The sequence below is a fragment of the Pseudomonas sp. S30 genome, from assembly GCF_016518545.1.
In the GTDB taxonomy this organism is placed as follows: domain Bacteria; phylum Pseudomonadota; class Gammaproteobacteria; order Pseudomonadales; family Pseudomonadaceae; genus Aquipseudomonas.
In genome coordinates, this window is record NZ_JACVTO010000011.1 from 111183 (window position 1) to 135635 (window position 24453).

The window sequence follows — 24453 nt, forward strand, 5'->3', positions numbered from 1 at the left end:
TCGAGGCTCTCCATGGTTTCCCCTCTCCCCCCGCCGCCCAACGAGGGCGACGACTCCGCCAGCGTGCTCGAGCGTCTGCAACTGGCGCTGGATTCGGGCGCGATCACTGGCACCTGGGTGTGGGACATCCCCAACAACAGCGTGACCGCCGACCTGGAATTCTCCCGCTCGTTCGGCCTGCCCCTTGAGCGCTGCAAAGCCGGCATTCCCATCGAGGAAGCCTTCGGCTCGATCCACCCCACCGATGTCGGCCGGGTGGCCGACGAGATCGAACGCACCCTGCAACGCGGCGGCAGCTTCCGTTGCGAGTACCGTGTGCGCCGCGAAGATGGCCAGTACCGCTGGATCGAAGCCAGTGGTCATGTCGAGCTCGATGCCAACGGCGTGCCCGAGCGCTTCCCCGGCGTGCTGATCGACATCGAGAGCCGACGCGCGGCCGAGGCCGAACGCGATCGCATGTCGGCGTTGCTGCGCACCTTCGCCGCCGCCGTGCCGGGCGTGGTCTACGCCAAGGATCTGCAAGGACGGATGCTGGTCGCCAACCAGGGCACCACGGACCTCATCGGCAAGCCGCCAGAGTTCTATCTGGGCAAGACCGACCTCGAGTTTCTCGAAGACAAGGCCCAGGCCCTGCAGGTGATGGCCACCGACCAGCGCATCATGCATGGCGGCAAGGTGGAGCAGATCGAGGAACGCGTCGACCAGGCCGACGGCACGGTAGCCATCTGGTTGTCGCACAAGGCGCCCCTGCTCGATGATAACGGGCAGGTGATCGGCCTGATCGGCTCGTCCGTCGACGTCACCGCGCAGAAAGCCGCCGAACAGGCCTTGCTGGAACTCAACCGCACGCTCGAAGCGCGCATCCGCGAGGCCGTGGCGCAGAGCGAGGCGGCCCAGGCCGCCTTGAGTCAGGCACAGAAGATGGAGGCGGTCGGCCAACTCACGGTGGGCATCGCCCACGACTTCAACAATCTGCTGGCCGGTATCACCGGCAGCCTGGACCTGATTCGCCTGCGCCTGAACCAGGGCCGCACCGCCGACCTCGAACGCTATGTCTCGGTGGCCCACACCGCTGCCCAGCGTGCCGCGGCGCTGACGCATCGCCTGCTGGCGTTTTCCCGCAAGCAGACGCTGTTGCCGGAGCCCACCGACATGAACGCGCTCATCAGCGGTATCGAGGAGCTCATCCAGCGTACGGTCGGCCCGACGGTGCACGTGCGCGTGGACCTGAGCCCGACGCTCAAGACCTGCCTGGTGGATCCTGCCCAATTCGAGAACGCCTTGCTCAACTTGTGCATCAACGCCCGCGATGCCCTTGTCGGCGGCGGCAATCTCACCATCAGCACCTGCGACTTCTGCTTGCTGGCCGCGCCAGACGACGCCGAGGCGCTGCCTGACGGCAACTACCTGGCCATCGTGGTCGAGGACGATGGCATCGGCATGGACGCCGATACCCTGGTGAAAGCCTTCGACCCCTTCTTCACCACCAAGCCGGTGGGTCAGGGTTCCGGGCTGGGGCTGTCGATGATCTATGGATTCGCCAAGCAGTCCGGGGGGCAGATCCGCCTGGATTCGGCGCCGGGCAAAGGCACGCGCGCCAGCCTGCTGCTGCCGGTCTACGACACTCAGGCACAGGCGCTCAGCGAACCGCTACCGGCCCTGGCGTTGCCCACCAGCGAGGTTGGCAAGAACATCCTGGTGGTGGACGACGAGGCCTCGGTGCGCGCCTTCGTCACCGAGACCTTGGCCGCGCTGGGGCATGTGGTAATGGAGGCCGCCGACAGCAAGGCCGGGTTACAACTGCTGCAATCGAACATTCCCATCGACCTGCTGGTGACCGATATAGGGCTGCCGGGCGGCATGGACGGCCACAGCATGGCGCTGGAGAGCCGCAAGACCCGACCTCACCTGCCCATTCTGTTCATGACCGGCTATGCCCATCCCGAGCTGCTGGACAACTCGCCGCTGCGTTCCAGTTGTCCCGTGCTGAGCAAGCCATTTTCTCTCGAAACGCTGGTCAAACATGTCCAGGCGCTCAACAGCGCCGGCCTCGCCCTTCAGGATCCTGTCAAGGGCGCTTGAGCAGGCTGCAGGGCGCCATGCCATAGGCCTTGCGAAACGCGTGGCTGTAATGGGAAAAATCGCTGAATCCATGCTCCAGGGCGGCCTGGGAGATGCTCTTGACCTGCCCCGCCTCGAGCGCACGGCGGCTGCTGTCCAGCCGCTCTTGCCAGATCGCGGCGACCGGCGTTTTCTGATGCCGGGCGAAGGCCCGGGTCACGGTGCGGGTGGAGACATGGTGGACCTGGGCGATGCGTTCCAGGCTCAACTCGGGGTCGGCCAGGTGCTCGCGGATGTAGCGCATCGCTCGCCCGTACAGATCCAGTTCCCCATGGGTCACCGTCAAATCCTGCCATTCCAGGCTCAGGACCAGCAGATCCAGCAGAGTTTCTGCATAGCGGGCGCTCAACGCGCCATCACCCAGGGTCGCGTGCTCCGCCGCTTGCGCGAGCATGCTACGCAGCGGCAGCACACCGGGACGTCGATCGTCCAGAACGGTGGCCGTTCGCTGCTCGATGCCCGGCACACGCGCAGCCAACCAGCGTCGTGGAATGCGCAACAGGTGGTTTTCAGTACCACCCAGGCTGAAACGGAAACACTGGTCTGCGTCGTATAGGAACACATCGCCGGCCGCCACGCTCACCCGTCGGCCGCTCTGCTCGAAACGTCCGAAGCCCTGGGCGGAGAAACTCAGCCACAGGTCATCGTTGGGGTCGCAGCGTCGATGCCGGTCGTCGCGCTGCCAATGGTGCAACGGCGAGGACAAGGTGTAGAGCTCCAGCGCGCCAATGCCCTTGACGCCGAGGGTGCCGCAGAAATCGCTGGGTGAGGCGGGTTGGCTGTCCGCTTTGAGGCAGTGCTGGCAGACCACGTCCCGCCAGTAATCGAAGCGACGGGTGGGGTCCACGGCGAGCGTCGAATAGCGATTGGGGTCGGGCATGGCATTAACCTCAGACAGGCTCGATGCGTGCAGTTCGGGAAAGGTGAATCCCACTTCGCAAGCAATACCCGCGCCACCCTCGATAACCTCTTTGAATTGCGCGACATGCGCTCGACCCGGCCCTGCACAACCCGGTTTCGCTGCACCTCAAGCGTGCTCCGCGTGCACGAGTCGCCCCCGTAAGGCGCTCGCACAACCCCTTGTCACGCCCAGCCAACACGTTGTCCCGGCCATACAAGCAGTGGCCCCCGCGGGCGGCCTACTGTCTAGCCGACGCCGCGCAATCCATGGCGTCACCAAGGCGGCACATAGACCCCCTGATGAGCAGAACCCAACAAGGAGCCCCCATGGAATCGGCGATCGACCAGCATCTCAAATGCCCTCGCACCCTGTCGCGCAGGGTCCCGGACGACTACCAACCGCCCTTCGCCATGTGGGTGGGACGAGCCGGCGAAGACCTGCAGCAAGTGGTGATGGCGTATCTGGGCGTGCAGTACCTGGGCGAGGCACGCAAGCCGGCCGCGCTGGCGGCCCTGCAGCGGATCGTGGCCAGCTTCGGCCTCAGCGATGGGCCATTGCATCATGACCTGACCCATCACACCGATGACAGCGGCCATGACAACCTGATCGCGGTCGGCTACTGGCGAGACCCTGCCGCCTACTGCCGCTGGATGCGCAGCAGCGACGTGGAGCAGTGGTGGTCCGCCGACGCGCGCCTGCACGAAGACCTGGGTTATTTCCGGGAAGTCGTCGCGCCGCGTGCCGAACAGTTCGAAACCCTGTACGCCTTCCGCGAACGGCTTCCAGGCGTGGGAGCAGTGATGGACGCCAGCAGTGGCGAGATCGAGGAACACGGCTACTGGGGCTCGATGCGCGATCGCTTCCCGATCTCGCAGAACGACTGGATGGCCCCCGACGGCGAACTGCGCATCGTCAGTGGCGATCCGGCCAAGGGTGGCCGAGTGGTGGTGGCAGGGCACGACAACCTCACACTGATCCGCTCCGGCCAGGACTGGGCACAGGCCGATGCCCAGGAGCGCTCGCTGTACCTGGACGAGATCCTGCCGACCTTGCAGGCGGGCATGGACTTCCTGCGTGACCAGGGCGCTGCGCTGGGCTGCTACAGCAACCGCTTCGTGCGCAACATCGACCTGCAGGGCAATCCACTGGATACCAGCTACAACATCGGCCATTGGCGCTCGGTGGAAAAGCTCGAACGCTGGGCCGAGTCGCACCCCACCCACCTGCGCATCTTCGTCACCTTCTTCCGGGTGGCTGCCGGGCTGCGTGACCTGCGGCTGTACCACGAGGTGTCGGTCAGCGATGGCCGTGAGCAACGCTTCGAGTACATCAACTGCCATCCGCGAACCGGCATGCTGCGCGATGCCACGCCGTCCTGCACGCCACAGTCAGGAGGTGCTCGATGAGCGCCGACAGACACGCCCTGCGTCTGCTGGGCCTGAGCCTGCTGTTGCCAGGCATGGCGGCCAGCGCGGTGGAAGTGGCGCCGGGCGACTACGAGCAGTTCGCGCCGGGGACCACCATCGGCCTGATCTACTACCAGCATTCCACGACCGACTCCCTGCACGCCCGTGGCCACCAGGTCAGCGACGACTTCAAGCTGCGCTCGGACATCGGCATCCTGCGTCTGCTGCACGTGATCGCCCTGAGCGACACGGTGACCATCGATCCGCAGTTCCTCGCGCCGTTCGGCCATGTCAGCGGCCACGGCGACGCGGCTGCGCTGGGCAGCGCCAGCGGCATGGGCGATCCGATACTGGCCGCGCCGCTCAGGTGGCGGCTCAACGAGGCGCGCGACGTGCTGAGCCTGACCCCTTACCTCACCCTGCCCACGGGTGACTATGACCGCGACGACCCGCTCAATCTCGGTGAAAACCGCTGGAAGTTCGAACTGCAGGGCGCCTACGTCAAGCATTTCGACCCGCATTGGGCGCTGGACCTGGTCGGCGGCGCCACCTGGTATGGCGACAACGACGATTACGGCCCGGACAGCCAGCGCCTGAAGCAGGACGTTTCCTATGCCGCGCAGGTGATGGCCCGCTATATGCCGGATGCACGCACCAGTTTCGGTGTCGGCGTCGGGCGCACCTGGGGCGGAGAAACCGAAATCCAGCAGGTGAACCAGGACAACCGCCTCGGCACCACCAACCTGCGCCTGACCGCCACGCACTTCGTCACGACCCAGGACCAGCTGCAACTGCAACTGGGGCGTGACCTCTCGGTGGACAACGGCCCCAAGGAAGACCTGCGCATCAACCTGCGCTACGCACGGGTGTTCTGACCCGCGCTTCACCCGCTTACCCAGTCACGAACCTGAAGGACTCGACCCATGGCCATCGACCGCCCCACCCCCAGCGAACTGCAGGCCCTCGGCGAGCGTCTGCACATGCGCCTCTCACCCGAGCAGGCCAGCGAATACCTGGCCCTGATGCAGGGCAGCTTCGAGGCATACGACCTGATCGACGAACTGCCCGACAACACCCCCGTGCCGCCGGCCGGGCCGCGGCCCAGTCACCGCCCGCAGGCCGCCGACAACCCGCTCAATGGCTGGTACTACCGCTGTGAAGTCAGCGGCGCCGTGCACGGCAAGCTGGCGGGGCGCAGCGTCGCACTCAAGGACAACATCGCCCTGGCCGGCGTGCCGATGATGAATGGTGCAGCGCCACTGGAAGGCTTCGTGCCCGGCTTCGACGCCACCGTGGTCACGCGCCTGCTGGAGGCCGGCGCGACCATTGCTGGCAAAGCCACCTGCGAGCATTACTGCCTGTCAGGCGGCAGTCACACGTCCGACCCGGCGCCGGTGCACAATCCTCACCGTCGAGGCTATGCCGCCGGGGGTTCCTCCTCGGGCAGCGCAGCGTTGGTCGCGGCCGGCGAAGTCGACATGGCGGTGGGCGGCGACCAGGGCGGTTCGATCCGAATTCCGTCGGCATTCTGTGGCACCTACGGCATGAAGCCGACCCATGGCCTGGTGCCCTATACCGGCATCATGGCCATCGAGGCGACCATCGACCACGCCGGGCCCATCACCGCCAACGTGCGCGACAACGCCTTGATGCTCGAAGTCATGGCCGGTGCCGACGGGCTGGATCCGCGCCAGCTCGCACCGCAGGTCGACCACTACAGCCAGTACCTGGACCGTGGGGTGCAAGGGCTGCGCATTGGTGTGCTGCGCGAAGGCTTCGGGCTGAGCAATCTCGACCCGCGAGTCGCCGACAAAGTCAACGCCGCCATCGAGCGGCTGGGCGGCCTGGGTGCGGTGGTCTTGTCCGAATCCGTGGCCGAGCACCGGCTGGCCGCAGCGTTGTGGCACCCCATCGGCTGCGAGGGCCTGATGGCGCAACTCATGCACGGCAATGGCGCAGGTTTTAACTGGAAGGGGCTGTACGACGTCGCCTTGCTGGACAAGCAGGTCGGCTGGCGCGATCAGGCCGATCGGCTGTCCTGTTCACTGAAGCTGTGCATGCTGGTCGGCCAGTACGGCCTGGATCGCTACCACGGGCGCTACTACGCCAAGGCGCAGAACATCGCCCGTGTGGCCCGCGCCGCCTATGACCAGGCATTGCAGCGCTGCGACGTGCTGGTGATGCCGACGGTGCCGATCCTGGCACAGCCGCATCCACCGCAGGACTGCTCGATCACCGAGTACGTCGGCCGTGCACTGGAGATGATCGGCAACACCAGCGCCCAGGACATCACCGGTCATCCGGCCATGTCGGTCCCCTGCGGGCAGGTCGATGGCCTGCCCGTGGGTCTGATGCTGGTCACCCGCCACCATGGCGAAGGCCTGCTGTACCAGGCTGCCGCCGCTTTCGAAACCAGCGTCGACTGGCGCACCTTGTAACTCACCGAGCCGAGAACCGAGGAGAAACCCATGAGCACAGCCGTGCCGGATCCGCACACCACCACCCCGGGCCAGCGCGCACGCGCGCTGCTGAAGGTCATGCGCGAACAGGACATGATCCCTGAGGGCTACATCGAACACCTCACCGACCTGATGGAAAATCACTGGGACCCGGCCAACGGCGCTCGAGTGGTCGCGCGCGCCTGGGTCGACGATGACTTCCGTCGACTGCTGCTCGAAGACGCCACCGCCGCCTGTGGCCAGTTCGGCTACACCGGTCCCCAAGGCGAATACCTGGTCGCACTGGAAGACACTGCCCAGGTGAAGAACGTCATCGTCTGCAGCCTGTGCTCGTGCACGGCCTGGCCGGTACTGGGGTTACCGCCGGAGTGGTACAAAAGCTTCGAATTCCGTGCCCGCCTGGTGCGCGAGGGCCGCACCGTGCTCAGCGAACTGGGCACCGAGCTGCCGCCATCCACCCAGGTGAGGGTGTGGGACACCTCCGCCGAGAGCCGCTACCTGGTGCTGCCACAGCGGCCAGCCGGCAGCGAGCACCTGGATGAGCTGGCTTTACGCAGCCTGGTCACCAAGGACGTGCTGATCGGCGTCGCCTTGCCCGTGGTGCGCTGAGCACCTGCCCTTCTCCCTCTGCAAAGGTACAGTGCAATGAACGGATTTCACGATCTCGGCGGTTTCCAGGGCTTCGGCCAGGTGGCCCACCGCATCGACAGCCTCAGCTACAAACCGGTCTTCAAGGAGGACTGGGAGCATCTGGCCTACAGCCTCATGTTCGTGGCCTGTGACCACCTGGGCCTGTTCAGCATCGACGAAGTGCGCCATGCCGTCGAGCGTCTGGACGTGCGCCAGCACGTGGGCACCACCTATTACGAGCGTTATGTGATCGCCACCGCCTCGCTGCTGGTCGAGGCAGGCGCGATCGATCGCCAGGCCCTCGATGACGCCCTGGGCGCGCCGTTCAAGCTGGCCAATCCGCCCCATAGCCAGGGCCGGGCGGCCATCGGCGACCGGCCGCCCTTCGAAGTCGGCGAGCGGGTACGGGTGCGTGACGAGCACTTCGCCGGGCACGTGCGCTTTCCCGGCTACGTGCGCGGCAAGGAAGGGGTCGTGCTGCACCGTACCCGTGAGCGCTGGCCATTCCCCGACAGCATCGGTCACGGGGATCGCTCGGCGCTGCTGCAACCTACCTATCACGTCCAGTTCGAAGTCCGGGACTTGTGGGGCGAGGCCGCCGACGACGGACAGGTGGTGGTCGACCTGTTCGAAAGCTACCTCGATCCGGTGGTAGCGCGGTGAACCCCGAGGCGGCCGTGCCAGCTCGGTTGCCGGTGACCGTGCTGTCGGGATTTCTCGGCGCCGGCAAGACCACCCTGCTCAACCACATCCTGCGCAACCGCGCAGGGCTGCGGGTGGCCGTGATCGTCAACGACATGAGCGAAGTGAACCTCGATGCCGAGGAGGTCGAGCGAACGGTGACCCTCAATCGCGGCAGCGACCAACTGGTGGAAATGAGCAACGGGTGCATCTGCTGCACCCTGCGCGCCGACTTGCTCGAACAGGTCAGCCAGCTGGCGCGCGCCGCGCGCTTCGATTATCTGTTGATCGAATCCACCGGCATCTCCGAGCCAATGCCGGTGGCAGAGACCTTTGCGTTCCTGGACGTCGACGGTTTCAGCCTGAGCGAGCTGGCGCGCCTGGACACCCTGGTCACCGTGGTCGACGCCAGCACGTTCGAAGGCCTGCTCGATTCGGCGCAACCGGCCGGCGGCGAGCCTGGGCAACGACCGCTCGGCGAGCTGCTGATCGAGCAGGTCGAGTATGCCGACGTGATACTGGTCAACAAGCTCGACCTGTGCGCGCCGACCCAGTACCCGCGCTTGCAGGCGCTGCTGGGCCAGCTCAACCCACGGGCACGGATCCTGCCGATGACCCGCGGCGAGGTGGCGCTCGAGCAGGTCCTGGGCACCGGCCTGTTCGACCTGCCGAGCCTGGCGCGCTCGGCTGGCTGGATGCGGCGAATGGACGAACAGGACTCGGCGCACGCCGAATCGGTCACCTACGGCATCAGTTCCTGGGTGTACCGCGAGCGTGCGCCGTTCCACCCGCAGAGGCTGCTGCAACTGCTCGAGCGACCCTGGCCCCAGGGTCGCCTGTTGCGCTGCAAGGGCTATTTCTGGGTGGCCAGCCGTTTCCACGAAATCGGCCTGTTGGCGCAGACCGCCGGGCACTTCCGCTGGGAGCACGCCGGACGCTGGTGGCGTTTCATCGACCAGCAGCAGTGGCCGGCCGATACCTATCGGCGCCAGGCCATCGCCGACAAGTGGGATGGCCAGGTCGGCGACTGTCGCCAGGAGATCGTGTTCATCGGGCAGGCGCTCGACCATCAGGCGCTGCGCCGGGATCTGGACGCCTGCCTGCTCAGCGAGGCGGAGATCCTCGCAGGGCCGCAGGCCTGGGCGGCCCTGCCGGGCGCGCAGGCCTTCGCCAGTCAGTGACCGACCACGATCGGCGATTCGTCCCGGCCGCTGATCGGCAGCCCCTGAGCGATGGCCCAGGCGATCTCCAGCGCGACGATGCCCCAGATCAGGGCCGTGGCGCCGTGGGCCAGGGCATATAGCTGCCAGCTGGCGAACAGCACCCTGCCCACCGCGTCGTAGCGCCCCAGGCGTACCGACGGATGACGGATGCGCAGCCAGGCCCAGACGCAGACGATCGAGCCCATGAGGTTGGCCATCATCATCGGCTCCGGGCCGAACGCCGGCAGCTGGCCTGGCAGGCCCAGCGCGGTGTGCAGGCTACCCAGCCAGCCGTGCAGCAGCATGAAGGTCCAGGGCGTGGCGAAGCCGAGGGTGATCGTCAGGTCGTAGAGGCCGCTGGCACGCACCAGCGTGTGATAGCGGGAATGGGTCCACATGGTGTCGGTTCCTTCGTTTCGATGAGAGCGCCAGGCTAGACCTTCGGGTATGCTCCAAGGTCAAGCATTCTCGTGAGCGAGCAAGATCATGCGTATCGGCGAACTCGCCCAGGCCTGCGGCGTGAGCCGTGACACCCTGCGCTTCTACGAAGAACGCGGCCTCGTCCGCGCCCATCGTCGTGCCAATGGCTACCGCGAGTACCCACCGGACACGGTGCAGTTGGTGATGTTCATCCGCACCGCTCAACGCCTGGGCTTCAGCCTCGGAGAAATCGGCGTCAACGTCGAGCGGCTCTGGGGAGCGAGCGATCCCGACCAGGCGGTGCGGGCCTTGCTGCAGGACAAGCTGGCATTGATCGAGCAGCGCATCGACGACCTCCAGCAGTTGCGCGGCGCCTTGCGCCAACGCCTGACACTGACCTGCCCGCTGCGTCCGGACATCGACCTGCCAGCCACTGGGGTGGCGCCAGGCTCCTCGCTGGCGGATCGCGCGCAGGTTGAAACCACTGCCTGAGCGGGGCTGTCACACGTTCATTGCACGGGCCGATCGCGCGACATGCCCTGCACGATCGATGACCTCCCCCACGCGGCAGGCGCCTCTCTCGCCTGCCTGCCCCCATCTTCTCGACAGGCAGGGCCGATGACCTTCGACTCCCGTGTAAACCTCACCAACTGCGACCGCGAGCCGATCCAGATACCCGGCAGTATCCAGCCCCACGGCTGCCTGATCGCCTGCGATGCCTCGGCCGGGGTGGTCCTGCGCCACTCGGCCAATACGCCGGCGCTGCTCGGCTGCGGCGAACAGGTGAACGGGCGTACGCTCCAGGCCGTGCTGGGCGATCAGGTGGCGCACGATATCCGCAACGCCCTGGCACGCACCCGAGACGCATCACGCCCCGCGCTGCTGTTCGCCGTGCCCCTGCCTTCGGGGGACCGCTTCGACATCGCTGCCCATCGCTTCAAGGGTTCGACGATCATCGAGTTCGAGCCGGCCACGACCGGCGCTACCGAGCCCATCGATCTGGCCCGCAGCCTGATCGCCCAGTTGCGAGAGATCGACCAGTCCCCCAGGTTGTTCAGCGACTCGGCGCGCTACCTGCGGGCCATGCTCGGCTATGATCGGGTGATGGTCTACAAGCTGGGCGTGGATGGTGCGGGCCAGGTGGTGGCCGAGGCCAAGCGCGCCGACCTGGAGAGCTTCATGGGCCAGTACTTTCCGGCCTCCGACATTCCCCAGCAGGCACGCGCGCTGTACCTGCGCAATCCGATCCGCTTGATCGGCGACGTGCGCTTCGCGCCGGTGGCCATCGAGCCGCTGCTGGACCCTTCGGGGGAACCGCTGGACCTGTCTCACGCGCATCTGCGCAGCGTGTCGCCGATACACTGCGAGTACCTGTGCAATATGGGCGTGGGCGCCTCCATGTCGATTTCGGTGATCGTCGACGGCGCGCTGTGGGGTCTGATCGCCTGCCACCACTATGCGCCTCGCCTGCTCAACCTGGGTCAGCGCGCCGCCGCCGAAATGTTCGGCGAGTTCTTTTCGCTGCACATCGAACGCCTGCGCACCCGCCAGCAGCTCGAAGCCGCCGAGCAGGTGCGTCGCTCGCTCGATACCCTGCTGCGTGACGCCAACCAGAGCCCGGACCTGGCCAATTTCTTCCAGGCCCGGCTGGGTGAATTCAAATCGCTGATCGCCTGTGACGGCATCGGCATGTCGTTGCAGGGACGTTGGTCGGCCCTGGGCCATACGCCGTCAGTGGCCGCGATGCCCGATCTGCTGCGTGTGGTGCAGACCCTGGCCGAAGGTCGCACTTGGGCCAGCCACCAGCTGACGCTGGTCCATCCGGCTGCACAGGATTACATCGAAGAGGTCTGCGGGGTGCTGGCCATTCCCATGTCCCAGCACCCCAGGGATTACCTGCTGTTCTTTCGCCGGGAGGTGCTGGCGACCCTGGACTGGGCGGGCGATCCGCAGAAGACCTATGGCACCGGCAGCCTGGGCGAGCGCCTGACCCCGCGCAAGAGCTTCGCCCTGTGGAAGGAAACGGTGCAGCAGCAGTCGGTGCCCTGGAGCGAACATGACCGCCAGTTCGGCGAAGCCATCCGCGCCGCCATCGTCGAGGTGGCGCTCCACAACAGCGAGCTGCTGGCCAACGAGCGGTCCAAGGCCGACGTGCGCCAGCGCATGCTCAACGAAGAGCTCAATCATCGGGTCAAGAACATCCTCTCGCTGATCGGCGCCCTGGTGGCGCACCCGGCGCCCGAGCACCAGACCCTGCACGACTACGTGAGCAAGCTGCGCGGGCGTATTCAGGCCCTGTCGCTGGCCCACGACCAGGTGGTACGCGGCGATGGCGGCGGCGGGCTGCGCTCGCTGCTGGAGGCGGAACTCTCGCCCTACTGTTCAGGCGCCCAGGACATCGCGCTGGACGGTCCGGCGGTGATGCTCGACGCTCGTGCCTACTCGGTGATGGCACTGGTCCTGCACGAGTTGGCGACCAATGCCGCGAAGTATGGCGCCCTGTCGCGCAGCGCAGGACGCTTGCGAGTCGACTGGACCCTGGACGCCGGCGGCGCTTGTGAGATCGTCTGGCATGAAAGCGACGGCCCGACGGTGCACGCGCCCACACGCAGCGGTTTCGGCTCGGTGCTGATCGACCGCAGCATTCCCTTCGATCTGGGCGGCACCAGCCAGCTGGACTATCGGTCCGAAGGTTTGGTCGGGATCTTCGGCATCCCCGCCCGACACGTCACTGCAAGCGATGACGCGGGGCGTTCGCCTACGCCTGCCGACCCGCTAAAGCAGGCGGACGGCTTCGAGACGTTGCCAGCTGTGAGCGTCCTCATCGTCGAGGACCAGTTGGTCATCGCCGTGGGCCTGGAGCAGATCCTCGCCGACGCCCAGCTCGAAGACGTGCGCACCGCCGCATCGGTGCCAGAGGCGCTGCGCCTGATCGAGGACCGCGCACCGGACGTCGCCGTGCTGGACGTCAACCTGGGCAGCAGTACATCGATGCCCATCGCCGAGGAACTGGCACGGCGCAGCGTTCCCTTTCTGTTCGCTACCGGTTATGGCGATACCTTGAGCATCGCCGAGCATCTGCGCGACGTGCCGGTGGTGCGCAAGCCCTATGACTCGGCGTCCATCCTCGGCACCCTGCGCCGCCTGCTGGCCCGTAGCTGAATCACGCTTCAGGCACGGGCCACACGGCCGCCGGGCACTGCCACCGGCGCCCCCAGGCCTTCACGCATGCGCTGGGCATCGCGGCTGAAACAGCGCGAGGCGGCCAACAGGAACAGCAGTGTGAGCAGCAGCGCGGCGGGGATCAGGTACATCGCATCGTGCAGGCCCTGGGCCTTGAACACCTCGCTCATGGCCCCCTCGCCTGCAGCCTGCATGGCCTTGATAGCGAAATGGTCCGATAGAGCGCCGACCATCACCGGCCCCAGCCCCCCGCCCAGCAGGTAAAGACCGGCGAAGTACAGCGCCATGGCCCTGGCTCGCAGTGGCGGTGGCACCACGTCCTGTATCGCGGTGTAGACGCAGGTGTAGAAGGTGTACGAAAACAGCCAGCCGATACCGAACACGGCCACGAACACCCCCAGCTCGATACGGCCGGCGTGCAGCGCCCAGGCGGTGGCGAGCGTCGCCACCAGCAGGCTCGCGACGGCGAACAGCAACCGCCCATTGGCCAGGCGCTGGTGCAGCTTGTCGGCCACCCAGCCACCCAGGGTCAAACCCACCAGTCCGCTGAGCCCGACGATCACACCCGTCGCCACGGCGGCGTCGTGCAATGGCAAGGCGAAGTAACGTTGCAGCATCGGCACCATGAAGGAGTTGCAGGCGTAGGAGGCGAAATTGAAGGTCAGTCCGGCCAGCACCAGCCAGGCGAAGGTGGGTACGCTCAACACCCGCCGCAACGGTCGGTCGAGGGGCCCCTGGAGCGCTGGCAGGTGATCCGCGGCGCCGCGGGCGGGTTCGCGAATCCTGAACACCAGCAGTGCCAGCAACAGCCCCGGCACCGCGGCGATGAAGAACGGCGCACGCCAACTGCCGAATGCCTGGACCATCGCACCGATGGAAAAAAATGCCAGCAGCAGGCCCAGCGGCAGCCCCAGCATGAACAGCCCCATGGCCCGGGCCCTGCGCTCGGCGGGAAACAGATCGCCGATCAGCGAGTTGGCCGCCGGTGCGTAGCTGGCCTCACCGATGCCCACGCCCATGCGCACCAGCAGGAAGCTCCAGAAGCTGCCGACCATGCCGTTGACGGCGGTCAAACCGCTCCAGGCCGCCAGCCCCCAGCCCATCAACCTGGCCCGCGAGCCGGTATCGGCCAGGCGTGCCAGCGGCAGACCAGCGAGGGCGTAGACCAAGGTGAAGGCGGTGCCGATGATGCCCAGCTGGAAATCGCTCAGCTGCCATTCCAGGCGTATAGGCTCGATGATGATGGCAGGAATGGTGCGGTCGAAGAAATTGAACAGATTGGCCAGAAACAGCAGGAACAGGATGCGCCAGGCATTGGCGGCTTGCGCGGCGTTGGTCACGGTCGGTCCCTCGTCGTCGGTGTTCGGGGCGTCCAGCACATCCGAAGACTGTAGGCAGGGATGGCGGATCGGGCGCGTACCATTGACCGGATTGATAAGGGGGGTGGGCTGGCCTAGATCGTCGCGGATTCGCCGGGGGCGACCAGGCGATAGCCGACACCGGCTTCGGTGATGAGGTAGCGCGGCGCGGTCGGATCGTCGCCGAGCTTCTGGCGCAGGTGCCCGACCACGATGCGCAGGTAGTGGGTGTCCTGCACGTGGGTCGGACCCCAGATGTCCTTGAGCAACTGCTGCTGGGTGATGACCCGGCCAGGATGCGCGGCCAACTGAGCCAGCAGCGCGTACTCCTTGCGCGTCAACGCCACCTCGACGCCGTCCAGGCTGACCTTGCGGTAGGCGAAATCGACCAGCAGCGCGCCGAAACGGGCGCTGGCCGCCTGAACACTGTCGGCCTGGGGCTTGTGACGCAGCAGCGCACGCACCCGGGCGAGAAACTCCTGGATGCCGAAGGGCTTGGTGACGTAGTCGTTGGCCCCGCCATCGAGTGCGTCGACCTTCTGCAACTCGCTGGCGCGCACCGACAGCACCATCACCGGCACCTCGCTCCATTCGCGCAACTCGCGCAGCACCTGCTGGCCGTCAATGTCCGGCAGGCCGAGGTCGAGCACCACCAGGTCGGGCCTGTTCAGCGCGGCCTGGGCCAGGCCCTCGCCGCCGGTACCCGCCTCCAGGACCTTGTAGCCCTGGGAGGTGAGGCTGATGCGCAGGAACTTGCGGATCTGCGGTTCGTCGTCGATGACCAGAAGGGTGGCGGGCTGGCTCATGGGGCGTCGCTGTCGGGCTGTGGGGGCAAGGGCAAGCATAGAGTGATGCAGGTGCCCTGGCCATCGATGCCGTCGCCCACCAGAATGCTGCCACCGTGCGCGCCGATCATGCCCTGGCAGATGGCCAGGCCCAGACCGGTGCCCTGGCCGCCGCGGTCGCCGCGGGCCGCGGTGTAGAACATGTCGAAGATCCTTTCGCGCTCAGCGAGTGGAATTCCCGGTCCCTGGTCGGCCACCGCGAGGCACAGCCGGGCCTGCTCGACATTGACGCGCAGCTCCAGGCGGCCCTCCTGCGGCGAGAAACGCGCGGCATTTTCCAGGACGTTGACCAGCGCCTGCTCGATCAGCGCGGCGTGCACGAACAGCAGCGGCAGTTCGGCAGGGACCTCGGTATGCACCTGCAGAGGCGCCAGCACCGACCGCAGGCGATGCAGGGCGCTGCCGACGATATCGCCAGGGGCTACCCAGTCGCGGGCCAGCTTCAGGCTGCCGTGGCCCAGACGGGTCATGTCCAGCAGGTTCTGGATGTAGCGGTCCAGACGCTCGGCCTCGTTGCGGGTGCCTTCGAGCAGGTCGCGGCGATCGTCGACGGGGATCGCCTCGCCCAGCGCCAGCAGGCTGTCGATACTCCCGCGCATGGCGGTCAGCGGCGTGCGCAGGTCATGGGACACCGAAGCGAGCAAGGCGCTGCGCAGTTGTTCGGTCTCGCCCTGCAGGCGCGCGGCCTCGAGCTGTTCGCCCAGGCGGGCGCGGGCCAGGGCCTGGGCCAGGGGCTCGGCCAGCGCCATCAAGCGCCGTCGGCGTTGGGCGCTCAGCGGCTCGTCACCGCTGGCCCGCACGCCCAGCAACGCCAGCGTCGTCTCGTCCACGGCCAACGGCCACCACCACCAGCGGCCATTGGGCAATGTATCGCTGCCCTGCCCGGCCGCCTGGCCATGCTGCCAGGCCCAGTCCGCTGCGGCTCGCTCGTTGTCGCTGAACGTCTGCGCAGCACCACCGGCCACTTGCAACAGGCCCTCGCCGTCGCGCTCGAGCAGACACACGTCGAGGTCCCGGGTGTCACCCAGGTGCTGACTGGCCGCACTGAACACCGCCTGGCGATCGGTGGCGACGGTGAGCCGGCGCGACAGGTCGAGCAGTTGTCGCGTCTCGCCCTGGGTCTCGCGCAGCGCCTGCAACTGTCGCCGCTGGCGAGCGGCGAGGTTGCCGGTCAGGGCTGCCATCAGGAGAAAGAACACCAGCGTCAGCACGTCCTCTTCACGCTGGATGCTCAGGGAGAAACTGGGTGGGATGAACAGGAAGTCGTAGCTCAGAAACGACATCACGGCACACGCCAGCGCCGGGCCCAGGCTGCTGCGCACGGCCACCAGCAGCACGGCGGCGAGGAACACCAGGGAGATGTTCGGCAGCGCCAGGACGCCGGACACGCCCCAGGCCAGGCCAGCGGCCAGCAACGTGGCCAACAGCGCCAGCAGGTAATGCCGCCACACCCAGACCCGCTGGACCGCCAGACTCGCCGGCTCGCGCGGCTCGTCGCGGTCCAGCACGTTGATCTCCAGGCCACGGCTGTCGCGCAACAGTCGCGCCGCGACACCCGCACCGAACAAGCGGCGGCGCAAACGACGACGGGACTGACCGACCAGCACCAGGCTGGCCCGCCGTTCCAGCGCATGCTGCACCAGGGTTCGCGCCACTTCACCGGCGCGCAGCACCACCACTTCGCCGCCCAACCGCTCGGCGAGCTGCTGTGCGGCTTGCAGGCGCTGGCGTGCGCTTTCGTCGGCGAGCCCGCCGTTGTCCACGTGCACGGCGCTCCAGGGCAGATGGCGGCGCTGAGCGACACGACTGGCATGACGCACCAGGCGCTCGGCCTGGGAGTCGCCGTCGATGCCCACCAGCAGTCGCCCGCGCAGCGTCGGCGCCTGCTCGCCGCGTTGCCGATAGCCATGGGCGAGATCGGCATCCACCTGGGCAGCGGCGGTCTGCATGGCCAACTCGCGCAGGGCGGTGAGGTTGGTCTGGGAGAAGAACGCGTCGATCGCAGCCCGCGCCTGCTCGGGCACGTAGACCTTGCCTTCGCGCAGGCGCTCGAGCAGTTCGCGTGGCGGCAGGTCGATCAGCACCAGCTCGAAGGCTTCCTGCACCACCCAATCCGGAACGGTTTCGCGCACCTGCACGCCGGTGATGTCGCGAATCTTGTCGTTGAGGCTCTCCAGGTGCTGCACGTTGACCGTGGTGTATACATCGACGCCCGCGGCCAACAGCTCCTGCACATCCTGCCAGCGCTTGGCGTGACGGCTGCCGGGCGCGTTGCTGTGGGCCAGTTCGTCGACCAGCGCCAGGCGCGGCGCGGCGTGCAACAGCGCATCGAGGTCCATTTCTTCGAGGACCACGCCGCGGTACTCGCGACGCAGCAGCGGTTGGTGAGGCAGGCCGCCGAGCAGCGCCTCGGTCTCGCTGCGCCCATGGGTTTCCACCACCGCGGCCACCACCCCCACGCCTTGGCGTTGCAGGGCATGGGCGGCCTGCAGCATGGCGAAGGTCTTGCCCACGCCGGGAGCCGCGCCAAGGAACACCTTCAGCCGGCCGCGACCGGTGCGAGGCAGGCCAGCCAGCAAGGCATCGGCGCGTGAAGCATCACTCATGGACAGTCCTTCGGATCAGGGAATTGCGCACGCAAGGCCGCTGCTGGCAGCGGCCTCGCCGGTAAGGACTCGACACGCAACGGGCGCCTCACTCACTGCCTCGGGCCGCCAATCGCTCCAGCGCCTGATTCAGGACCAGGACATTGACCACGGGCGGTCCGACCAATGGCCGCAGAGTGGCCTCATCGACCAGCGCTTGCAAGCGCTGCGCGGGTATTTGCCGCGCCGCAGCCACCCGCGGCACCTGGTAGGCCACCGCCTCGGGCGGCAAGTGCGGATCCAGGCCACTGCCGGAGGTGGTCAGCAGTGCCTGCGGCACCGGTCCCAGGGCCGGCTGGTACAGCGTCTGGGCGTCGGCCTGGACGCGCTGGGCCAGGGCCGGATTGCTCGGGGCCAGGTTGCTGGCGCTGCTCGACACCGTGGCGAAGGCCCCGGCCGAGGGCCGGGAATGGAACCAGCCATCACCGTCGAAGGCCTGGGCGATCAACGCCGAGCCGCGAACCTGGCCCTGGGCATCGCGCACCAGGCTGCCATTGGCCTGATCGGGAAACGCCACCTGGGCGATGCCGGTCACCGTCAGCGGGTACAGCACACCGGTGACCAGGGTCATCAGAACCAGCAGGCTGACTGCCGGACGCAGATAGGTACTCATGTTCGTCTCTCCTTCAGACCAGGTGCAGGGCAGTGAGCAGCATGTCGATCAACTTGATCCCGGCGAAGGGTACGAGGATGCCGCCCACGCCATAGATCAGCAGGTTGCGCCGCAGCAGTTGCGCAGCGCTCGCCGCCTGCACCCGCACACCGCGCAGGGCCAGGGGAATCAGCACCACGATGATCAGCGCATTGAACACGATGGCCGAGAGGATCGCGCTTTGCGGGCTGGTCAGCCCCATGAGGTTGAGTGCGCCCAGCTGCGGGTAGATCGAGGCGAACAGCGCCGGCAGGATGGCGAAGTACTTGGCCACGTCGTTGGCGATGGAAAAAGTGGTCAGCGCGCCTCGGGTGACCAGCAGCGCCTTGCCCACCTGGACCACGTCCAGCAGCTTGGTCGGGTCGCTGTCCAGGTCGACCATGTTGGCCGCCTCGCGCGCCGCCTGGGTGCCATCGTTCATGGCCATGCCGACATCCGCCTGGGCCAGCGCCGGCGCGTCGTTGGCGCCGTCACCGCACATCGCCACCAGCCGTCCATCGTTCTGCTCCTGGCGAATGCGCGCCAGTTTCTTTTCCGGCGTCGCCTCGGCGAGCACGTCGTCCACGCCGGCCTCGGCGGCGATGGCCGCAGCGGTGAGCGGGTTGTCGCCGGTCACCATCACGGTGCGAATGCCCAGCTTGCGCAGTTCGGCGAAGCGCTCGCGGATGCCGGGCTTGACCACGTCCTTGAGATGGATCACACCCAGCAGGCGCTTGTCCAGGCATACCAGCAAGGGCGTGCCACCGCTCTGGGCGATGCGCTCCACCTCGCGGGCCAAGGGCGCCGGCATGTCCATGCGCTGCAGGCCGACGAACGCCAGGACCGCGTCCACCGCGCCCTTGCGGTATCGACGCTGCTCGAAATCGATGCCCGACAGGCGCGTCTCAGCACTGAAGGCGATGGCCTGGTACTGCGCGGCCGGCGGCTCGACGAAGTCGTGCAACTGGCGCAGGTACTCGACGATCGACTTGCCTTCTGCCGTGTCGTCGGCCAGCGAGGCGAGCAAGGCGCCCTGCCCCAGTTCCTTGGCGGTGACGCCGGGAGCGGCGTGCAGGGCAGAACACCGGCGGTTGCCGAACGTGATGGTGCCGGTCTTGTCGAGCATCAGCGTGTGCACATCGCCCGCCGCTTCAACGGCCCGGCCGGAACGGGCGATGACGTTCAGCCGTACCAGACGGTCCATGCCGGCGATGCCGATGGCCGAAAGCAGGCCGCCGATGGTGGTCGGAATCAGGGTCACCAGCAAGGCGGCCAGGAAGATCAGCGGCAGGCTGCCGCCGTTGAAGCGGGCGAACGGCTGCAGGGTGACCACCACGATCAGGAACACCAGGGTCAGGCCGATCAGCAGAATGTCCAGGGCGATCTCGTTGGGCGTCTTCTGCCGTTTCGCGCCCTCCACCAGGGCGATCATGCGGTCCAGGGTGGATTCGCCAGGGTTGCTGGTAATGCGGATCAGCAGCCAGTCGGAGACCACCCGGGTATTGCCGGTGACCGCTGAGCGATCGCCACCGGACTCTCGAATCACCGGCGCCGATTCACCGGTGATGGCGGCCTCGTTGACCGCAGCGATGCCTTCGAGCACTTCGCCGTCGCCCGGAATCAGTTCACCGGCGACCACGCGGACCACGTCGTCCTTGCGCAAGGTGCTGGCCGGGACGCTTTCGAAGTACCCATCGGCGTTGCGGCGCTGGGCCGACAGGCCTTGGCTGCCGGCCTTCAGGCTGTCGGCCCGGGCCTTGCCGCGCCCTTCTGCCAGGGCTTCGGCGAAGTTGGCGAACAGCACGGTGAACCATAGCCACAGGGCGATCTGCACCGCTACGGACAGGCTCACGCCGTTGTTGGGCAGCAGGCACAGCACGGTGGTCAGCAAGGCGGTGAGGGCCACCACCAGCATCACCGGCGAGCGCTTGAGCTGGCGCGGGTCGAGCTTGACGAAGGCCTGCACCAGCGCCGGTCGCCAGAGGGCGGCAAAGCGCGTCTGGTCGACCGCCTGGGAGGCTTTGACTTCAGGAAGGGGCATGTTCATGTTCGGATCCTCAGAAACCCAGGCTCAGCTGTTCGGCGATCGGCCCCAGGGCCAGGGTCGGCAGGAAGGTCAAGCCCCCCACCAGGATGATGGTGACCAGCAGCAGGCCGGCGAACAGCGGACCGTGCGTAGGAAAACTGTTCTGGCTCTGCGGCGCGGTGTTCTTCGCCGCCAGGCTACCGGCCAGCGCCAGCACCGGAAGGATGTAGCCGAAGCGGCCGATGAGCATGGCCAGGCCGAGCATCAGGTTGTGGAACACCGTATTGGCACTGAAGCCGCCGAACGCCGAGCCGTTGTTGGCCGTGGCCGAGGTGTAGGCGTAGAGCAACTGGCTGAACCCGTGAGGCCCGGGGTTGCTCACCGCACCCGCCGGCCCAGGCAGGCTGGCGGCGATGGCGCCGAGCACCAGCACGCCCACCGGCATCACCAGCAAGGTGGCCACCAGCAGTTGCACTTCGCGGGCTTGCAGCTTCTTGCCCAGGTATTCGGGCGTACGGCCGATCATCAGGCCGGCCAGGAACACCGCGATCAACACGAACAGCAGCATGCCGTAGAGCCCGGCACCCACCCCGCCGAAGATCACCTCGCCGACCATCATGTTGACCAGCGCTACCATGCCGGTGAGCGGATTGAGGCTGTCGTGCATGGCGTTGACCGATCCATTGGAGGCCGCGGTCGTGGTCACTGCCCACAGCACGCTGGCGGTGGTGCCGAAGCGACTTTCCTTGCCCTCCATGGGTGCGCTCTGTTGCACCTGGGCACTTTCCAGGCTCGGATTGGGCTGGTGCTCGGACCACAGGCCGACGGCGCCGCCGATCAGGAACAGGCCCAGCATGCAGGCCAGGATCGCCCGACTCTGGCGCAGGTCCTTGACGTAGTGGCCGAAGGTGAAGACCAGCGCCACCGGGATCAGGATGATCGACGCCACCTCGAACAGGTTGCTCCAGGCCGTGGGGTTTTCGAAGGGATGGGCCGAGTTGACGCCGAAGAAACCCCCGCCATTGGTCCCCAACTGCTTGATCGCGATCTGACTGGCGGCCGGGCCGAGCGGGATGCTCTGGTCGGCGCCTTGCAAGGTGAAGGCATGGGCATAGTCGGCGAAGGTCTGCGGCACGCCCTGCCAGACCAGCAACAGCGCCAGCACCAGGCACAGAGGTAGTAGGCCGTAGAGGGTGGCGCGGGTCATGTCGACCCAGAAGTTGCCCAGCTCATGCGTCGAGCGCCGGGCGATCCCACGACACAGCGCGACCAGCACCGCCAGGCCAGTGGCCGCACTGACGAAGTTCTGCACGGTCAGGCCGATCATCTGACTCAGGTAGCTCAGCGACGCTTCGCCGCTATAGGCCTGCCAGTTGGTGTTGGTCATGAAACTGACCGCCGTGTTGAACGCCAGCGACCACTCTTGTCCCGGCAGGTGCTGCGGGTTCAGTGGCAGCGTGCCTTGGAGCATCAGTACGGCGAACAGCAGGAGGAAACCGGCCAGGTTGAAGGCCAGCAAGGCAAGGCCATACTGCTTCCAGTCATGGGCCTGATCACTGCGGATCCCGGCCACGCGATAGCACCCGCGCTCCACCGGCCCCAGCAGCGGCGACAGCCAGGTGCGTTGGCCTTCCATGACCTTGTAGTAGAAACGGCCGAGCCAGGGTGCCGGCAGCAGCACCAGGACCAAGAAGGCCAGCAGCAATGCGAAGTCGTAGCTGTGCATGGCCGCTCCCTAGCCGCGATCGGCGCGCAGCAGCGCCACCAGCAAATAGATGGATAGCGCCACTGCCAGCAGCAGTGACAGGCCGTCGAGCATGTTCATCGATGAATCTCCCCGTCGTGCGGCATGGGCCGCTGTGGGGGCAATTGTCCGAGGCGGGGGCGTAAAGGAACGAGAGCGAGGGCCGTTCGAACCCATAAAGAATGCGTAAAGATCGACGCCGACGCCGCAGGCCAGCGCCTGTCGGCGGCGGCCTGGACCCCTGTGGCGAGCTGGGAGCGATGTGCACGAAGGCTGAAGCGGGTTCGAACGCAGCGGGGCGTGGGCAGATCAGCGTTCTGACTGCGCCGGGGGTGGTGGGACCTGCCCGGCGTCACGGGTCCAGTCGAGCAACAGGCTGTAGCCCACCGCCAGCAGGGTGGGACCGATGAACAGGCCGATGAAGCCGAAGGCGATGAGCCCGCCGAACACACCGAGCAGCACGATCACCAGTGGCAGGTCGCCGCCGCGGCTGATCAGGTAGGGCTTGAGCACGTTGTCCACGCCACTGATCACGAACGTACCCCAGATGCCCAGAAACACCGCCATGCCATACTCGCCTTTCCACACCAGCCAGGCAGTGGCCGGAATCCATGCCAGCGGCGGGCCCATGGGAATCAGGCTGAGCATGAAGGTCACCAGACCCAGCACGATCGCCCCAGGGATGCCGGCAATGAGGAATCCGATCAGGGCCAGCAGGGCCTGGGCCGCCGCCGTGCCGATCACGCCGTTCACCACGCGCTGTACGGTGCCCGCCACCAGCAGGATGTAATAGTCGGCGCGCTCGCCTACCAGCCGCAGCAGCAGGCGCTGCACGAAGGCCGCCAGGCGCGGCCCGTCGCGGTAGAAGAAGAATACGAAGATCAGGCTCAGGGTGAGTTCCAGCACGCCGCCGCCGATCTGCGCGCTGCGTGCCAGCAGCCAGTTACCGACCTGGCCGAAGTACGGCTTGGCCGAAGCGAGCAAGGCGGCGCCCTGCTGGTCGAGCGACTGCCACCAGGCGACCAGGCGCTCGCCGACGAAGGGCAGCCCGGCCACCCACTCGGGCGCATCGGGCAGGCCATCGACCTGGACATCGCGCACGAACAGCGTGGCGTCACGCACGTGGTCCGCCAGATTGAAGCCCAGCCACACCAGCGGCAACGCCACCAGCAGGATCCAGACTGCGGTGAGCAGGCTGGCCGCGAGCGTCTCGCGCCCGCCCAGCCAGCGCGTCAGCAGACGCATCAGCGGCCAGCTGGCGAAGGCCAGGATCGCGCCCCAGAGCAGCGCCGAGATGAACGGCGCCATGACCCACAGCGCAGCGCCCAGCAACGCCAGCAGCAGGATCTGTACCAGCAGGCGGTCAGTGTTGGCCATGGCTGCGCTCGCTCAACGAATCAGTTCCAGATGCATGCCCTCGGTGGCAGCGCTGCCGATTTCCAGTCGCGCGCTGCGCACGCCTGCCTTCACCAGTTGCTCACGCCAGGCCTCGGCCTGGGCGCCACTGAGACTGGCACGCAAGGTGCTGTCCAGATTCAGGCTGCGCGCCAGCAACAGGACCCAGGCCGGGCGCGGTTCGGACAGGTCGGCGTAGTCCAGCTTGCCGGTGTCGCGCATCTCGCGCAGCACCGTGGCCGGCGTGGGCAGCACTTCGCCTAGTGGGCGTTCGGCGACGAACTGCTCGATGTGCAGGTACGCGCGGCGATTACCGCGGGTGACACTGTACAAGGCCACCAGCGTATCGGCCTCGTCGGCCGAGCGACGCAGCAGGATGAAGGCCTGCCGCTCGTCGCCGCCATTGAGACGCGCATTGCCGAACACGTCGTTGGCCCAGATGCTGGCTTCGCCGCAGTCGCGGCCCTGGCACCAGAACAGCGGGTAGCCGCCGTCGGCCTGCAGCGCCTCGCGGGCGCTGGTGAACGCCTCCCGCGCCGTGCGCTCCACGGGCAGTTCATAGGTGACCGAGCTGACCTGGCCACGGCTTTCGATCTTGCTGTCGACTCTCAGCCGACCGCTGATCTTGCGCACAGGGCCCATGGGGTAGACGCGCTCCTGCTCGACGGCCGGACGCTGGTCGACCCGTCGGGCGTCGAGCGGTACCGGCAACTCGCCGGCCCAGAGCGCAGGGCTGGCGACGGTGAAACAGACGGCGATCACGCCGCGCAGAATCGACGGCATGGTCATTGGCCGTCCTTGCGACG

The 24453-nt window shown here is 67.0% G+C and carries 19 protein-coding genes and 1 pseudogene; 9 read left to right on the forward strand and 11 right to left on the reverse strand.

The window, feature by feature from the left end; translation table 11 throughout:
• The first annotated feature begins 12 nt into the window (after nt 1-12).
• Nucleotides 13-2082 carry a hybrid sensor histidine kinase/response regulator gene (locus IAE34_RS14210; RefSeq protein ID WP_200139597.1) on the forward strand — a complete coding sequence of 690 codons (2070 nt, stop codon included), beginning with the start codon at nt 13-15 and terminating at the stop codon, nt 2080-2082.
• Here IAE34_RS14210 and IAE34_RS14215 read toward each other — a convergent pair.
• Nucleotides 2069-3001, reverse strand: coding sequence for a helix-turn-helix domain-containing protein (locus IAE34_RS14215; protein WP_200139598.1), 933 nt, complete (start codon nt 2999-3001; stop codon nt 2069-2071). The two genes, IAE34_RS14210 and IAE34_RS14215, sit on opposite strands and share 14 nt — an antisense overlap.
• A gap of 347 nt (nt 3002-3348) precedes the next feature.
• Between IAE34_RS14215 and oxdA the strand changes: the two genes are divergently transcribed.
• Genes oxdA through IAE34_RS14245 form a run of 6 tightly spaced genes read left to right on the forward strand, consistent with a single transcriptional unit; the run spans nt 3349 to nt 9379 of the window.
• Nucleotides 3349-4428 carry an aliphatic aldoxime dehydratase gene (oxdA, locus tag IAE34_RS14220; RefSeq protein ID WP_200139599.1) on the forward strand — a complete coding sequence of 360 codons (1080 nt, stop codon included), beginning with the start codon at nt 3349-3351 and terminating at the stop codon, nt 4426-4428.
• Nucleotides 4425-5303 carry a transporter gene (locus tag IAE34_RS14225; protein WP_200139600.1) on the forward strand — a complete coding sequence of 293 codons (879 nt, stop codon included), beginning with the start codon at nt 4425-4427 and terminating at the stop codon, nt 5301-5303. Before oxdA ends, IAE34_RS14225 begins: the two co-directional genes overlap by 4 nt.
• Before the next feature lie 48 nt (nt 5304-5351).
• A complete protein-coding gene (locus IAE34_RS14230) occupies nt 5352-6866 on the forward strand; it encodes an amidase (protein WP_200139601.1) in 1515 nt (504 codons plus the stop codon).
• 30 nt (nt 6867-6896) lie between these two features.
• Complete coding sequence (gene nthA / locus IAE34_RS14235; RefSeq protein WP_200139602.1) at nt 6897-7496, forward strand: nitrile hydratase subunit alpha; 600 nt, start codon at nt 6897-6899, stop codon at nt 7494-7496.
• A 36-nt stretch (nt 7497-7532) separates the two neighbouring features.
• On the forward strand, nt 7533-8180 hold the full coding sequence (gene nthB, locus IAE34_RS14240; protein WP_200139603.1) for a nitrile hydratase subunit beta: 648 nt from the start codon (nt 7533-7535) through the stop codon (nt 8178-8180).
• A 14-nt stretch (nt 8181-8194) separates the two neighbouring features.
• Nucleotides 8195-9379 (forward strand): GTP-binding protein, encoded by a 1185-nt coding sequence (locus IAE34_RS14245; protein ID WP_200139604.1) that lies wholly within the window; start codon nt 8195-8197, stop codon nt 9377-9379.
• Here the strand turns inward: IAE34_RS14245 and IAE34_RS14250 are convergent.
• On the reverse strand, nt 9373-9798 hold the full coding sequence (locus tag IAE34_RS14250) for a hypothetical protein (protein WP_200139605.1): 426 nt from the start codon (nt 9796-9798) through the stop codon (nt 9373-9375). The genes IAE34_RS14245 and IAE34_RS14250 overlap by 7 nt on opposite strands.
• Before the next feature lie 88 nt (nt 9799-9886).
• Here IAE34_RS14250 and IAE34_RS14255 point away from each other — a divergent pair.
• Nucleotides 9887-10234 (forward strand): annotated as a pseudogene (locus IAE34_RS14255) (MerR family transcriptional regulator); the annotation flags it as partial.
• A 204-nt stretch (nt 10235-10438) separates the two neighbouring features.
• Entirely contained in the window at nt 10439-12982 is a 2544-nt protein-coding gene (locus tag IAE34_RS14260) for an HWE histidine kinase domain-containing protein (RefSeq protein WP_200139607.1), read from the forward strand.
• Between the two features lie 8 nt (nt 12983-12990).
• Here the strand turns inward: IAE34_RS14260 and IAE34_RS14265 are convergent, their stop codons facing one another.
• From IAE34_RS14265 to IAE34_RS14305, 9 genes are all read right to left on the reverse strand, one after another.
• A complete protein-coding gene (locus IAE34_RS14265; RefSeq protein ID WP_200139651.1) occupies nt 12991-14343 on the reverse strand; it encodes a spinster family MFS transporter in 1353 nt (450 codons plus the stop codon).
• Nucleotides 14344-14456: 113 nt separating this feature from the next.
• On the reverse strand, nt 14457-15167 hold the full coding sequence (locus IAE34_RS14270; RefSeq protein ID WP_200139608.1) for a response regulator: 711 nt from the start codon (nt 15165-15167) through the stop codon (nt 14457-14459).
• Complete coding sequence (locus tag IAE34_RS14275; protein ID WP_200139609.1) at nt 15164-17812, reverse strand: sensor histidine kinase; 2649 nt, start codon at nt 17810-17812, stop codon at nt 15164-15166. The genes IAE34_RS14270 and IAE34_RS14275 overlap by 4 nt, the downstream gene beginning before the upstream one ends.
• 88 nt (nt 17813-17900) lie before the next feature.
• Nucleotides 17901-18464, reverse strand: a complete 564-nt coding sequence (gene kdpC / locus IAE34_RS14280; RefSeq protein ID WP_200139610.1) for a potassium-transporting ATPase subunit KdpC — start codon at nt 18462-18464, stop codon at nt 17901-17903.
• A 13-nt stretch (nt 18465-18477) separates the two neighbouring features.
• Nucleotides 18478-20529, reverse strand: coding sequence for a potassium-transporting ATPase subunit KdpB (gene kdpB / locus IAE34_RS14285; protein WP_200139611.1), 2052 nt, complete (start codon nt 20527-20529; stop codon nt 18478-18480).
• Between the two features lie 10 nt (nt 20530-20539).
• Nucleotides 20540-22234 carry a potassium-transporting ATPase subunit KdpA gene (kdpA, locus tag IAE34_RS14290; RefSeq protein WP_200139612.1) on the reverse strand — a complete coding sequence of 565 codons (1695 nt, stop codon included), beginning with the start codon at nt 22232-22234 and terminating at the stop codon, nt 20540-20542.
• 9 nt (nt 22235-22243) lie between these two features.
• Nucleotides 22244-22333 (reverse strand): K(+)-transporting ATPase subunit F, encoded by a 90-nt coding sequence (kdpF, locus tag IAE34_RS14295; RefSeq protein ID WP_200139613.1) that lies wholly within the window; start codon nt 22331-22333, stop codon nt 22244-22246.
• A gap of 228 nt (nt 22334-22561) precedes the next feature.
• A complete protein-coding gene (locus tag IAE34_RS14300) occupies nt 22562-23629 on the reverse strand; it encodes an AI-2E family transporter (RefSeq protein ID WP_200139614.1) in 1068 nt (355 codons plus the stop codon).
• Between the two features lie 12 nt (nt 23630-23641).
• A complete protein-coding gene (locus tag IAE34_RS14305) occupies nt 23642-24436 on the reverse strand; it encodes a DUF4892 domain-containing protein (RefSeq protein ID WP_200139615.1) in 795 nt (264 codons plus the stop codon).
• Nucleotides 24437-24453 lie beyond the last annotated feature (17 nt).

Excerpts from the sequence above, each read along its gene's own strand:
- IAE34_RS14300 (WP_200139614.1), bottom strand. The coding sequence starts at position 23,629 with ATGGCCAACACTGACCGCCTGCTGGTACAGATCCTGCTGCTGGCGTTG.
- nthA (WP_200139602.1), top strand. The coding sequence starts at position 6,897 with ATGAGCACAGCCGTGCCGGATCCGCACACCACCACCCCGGGCCAGCGC.
- IAE34_RS14215 (WP_200139598.1), bottom strand. The coding sequence starts at position 3,001 with ATGCCCGACCCCAATCGCTATTCGACGCTCGCCGTGGACCCCACCCGT.
- IAE34_RS14305 (WP_200139615.1), bottom strand. The coding sequence starts at position 24,436 with ATGACCATGCCGTCGATTCTGCGCGGCGTGATCGCCGTCTGTTTCACC.
- IAE34_RS14210 (WP_200139597.1), top strand. The coding sequence starts at position 13 with ATGGTTTCCCCTCTCCCCCCGCCGCCCAACGAGGGCGACGACTCCGCC.
- oxdA (WP_200139599.1), top strand. The coding sequence starts at position 3,349 with ATGGAATCGGCGATCGACCAGCATCTCAAATGCCCTCGCACCCTGTCG.
- IAE34_RS14230 (WP_200139601.1), top strand. The coding sequence starts at position 5,352 with ATGGCCATCGACCGCCCCACCCCCAGCGAACTGCAGGCCCTCGGCGAG.
- IAE34_RS14225 (WP_200139600.1), top strand. The coding sequence starts at position 4,425 with ATGAGCGCCGACAGACACGCCCTGCGTCTGCTGGGCCTGAGCCTGCTG.
- kdpA (WP_200139612.1), bottom strand. The coding sequence starts at position 22,234 with ATGCACAGCTACGACTTCGCATTGCTGCTGGCCTTCTTGGTCCTGGTG.
- IAE34_RS14270 (WP_200139608.1), bottom strand. The coding sequence starts at position 15,167 with ATGAGCCAGCCCGCCACCCTTCTGGTCATCGACGACGAACCGCAGATC.
- nthB (WP_200139603.1), top strand. The coding sequence starts at position 7,533 with ATGAACGGATTTCACGATCTCGGCGGTTTCCAGGGCTTCGGCCAGGTG.
- kdpB (WP_200139611.1), bottom strand. The coding sequence starts at position 20,529 with ATGAACATGCCCCTTCCTGAAGTCAAAGCCTCCCAGGCGGTCGACCAG.
- IAE34_RS14275 (WP_200139609.1), bottom strand. The coding sequence starts at position 17,812 with ATGAGTGATGCTTCACGCGCCGATGCCTTGCTGGCTGGCCTGCCTCGC.
- IAE34_RS14250 (WP_200139605.1), bottom strand. The coding sequence starts at position 9,798 with ATGTGGACCCATTCCCGCTATCACACGCTGGTGCGTGCCAGCGGCCTC.
- kdpF (WP_200139613.1), bottom strand. The coding sequence starts at position 22,333 with ATGAACATGCTCGACGGCCTGTCACTGCTGCTGGCAGTGGCGCTATCC.
- IAE34_RS14260 (WP_200139607.1), top strand. The coding sequence starts at position 10,439 with ATGACCTTCGACTCCCGTGTAAACCTCACCAACTGCGACCGCGAGCCG.
- kdpC (WP_200139610.1), bottom strand. The coding sequence starts at position 18,464 with ATGAGTACCTATCTGCGTCCGGCAGTCAGCCTGCTGGTTCTGATGACC.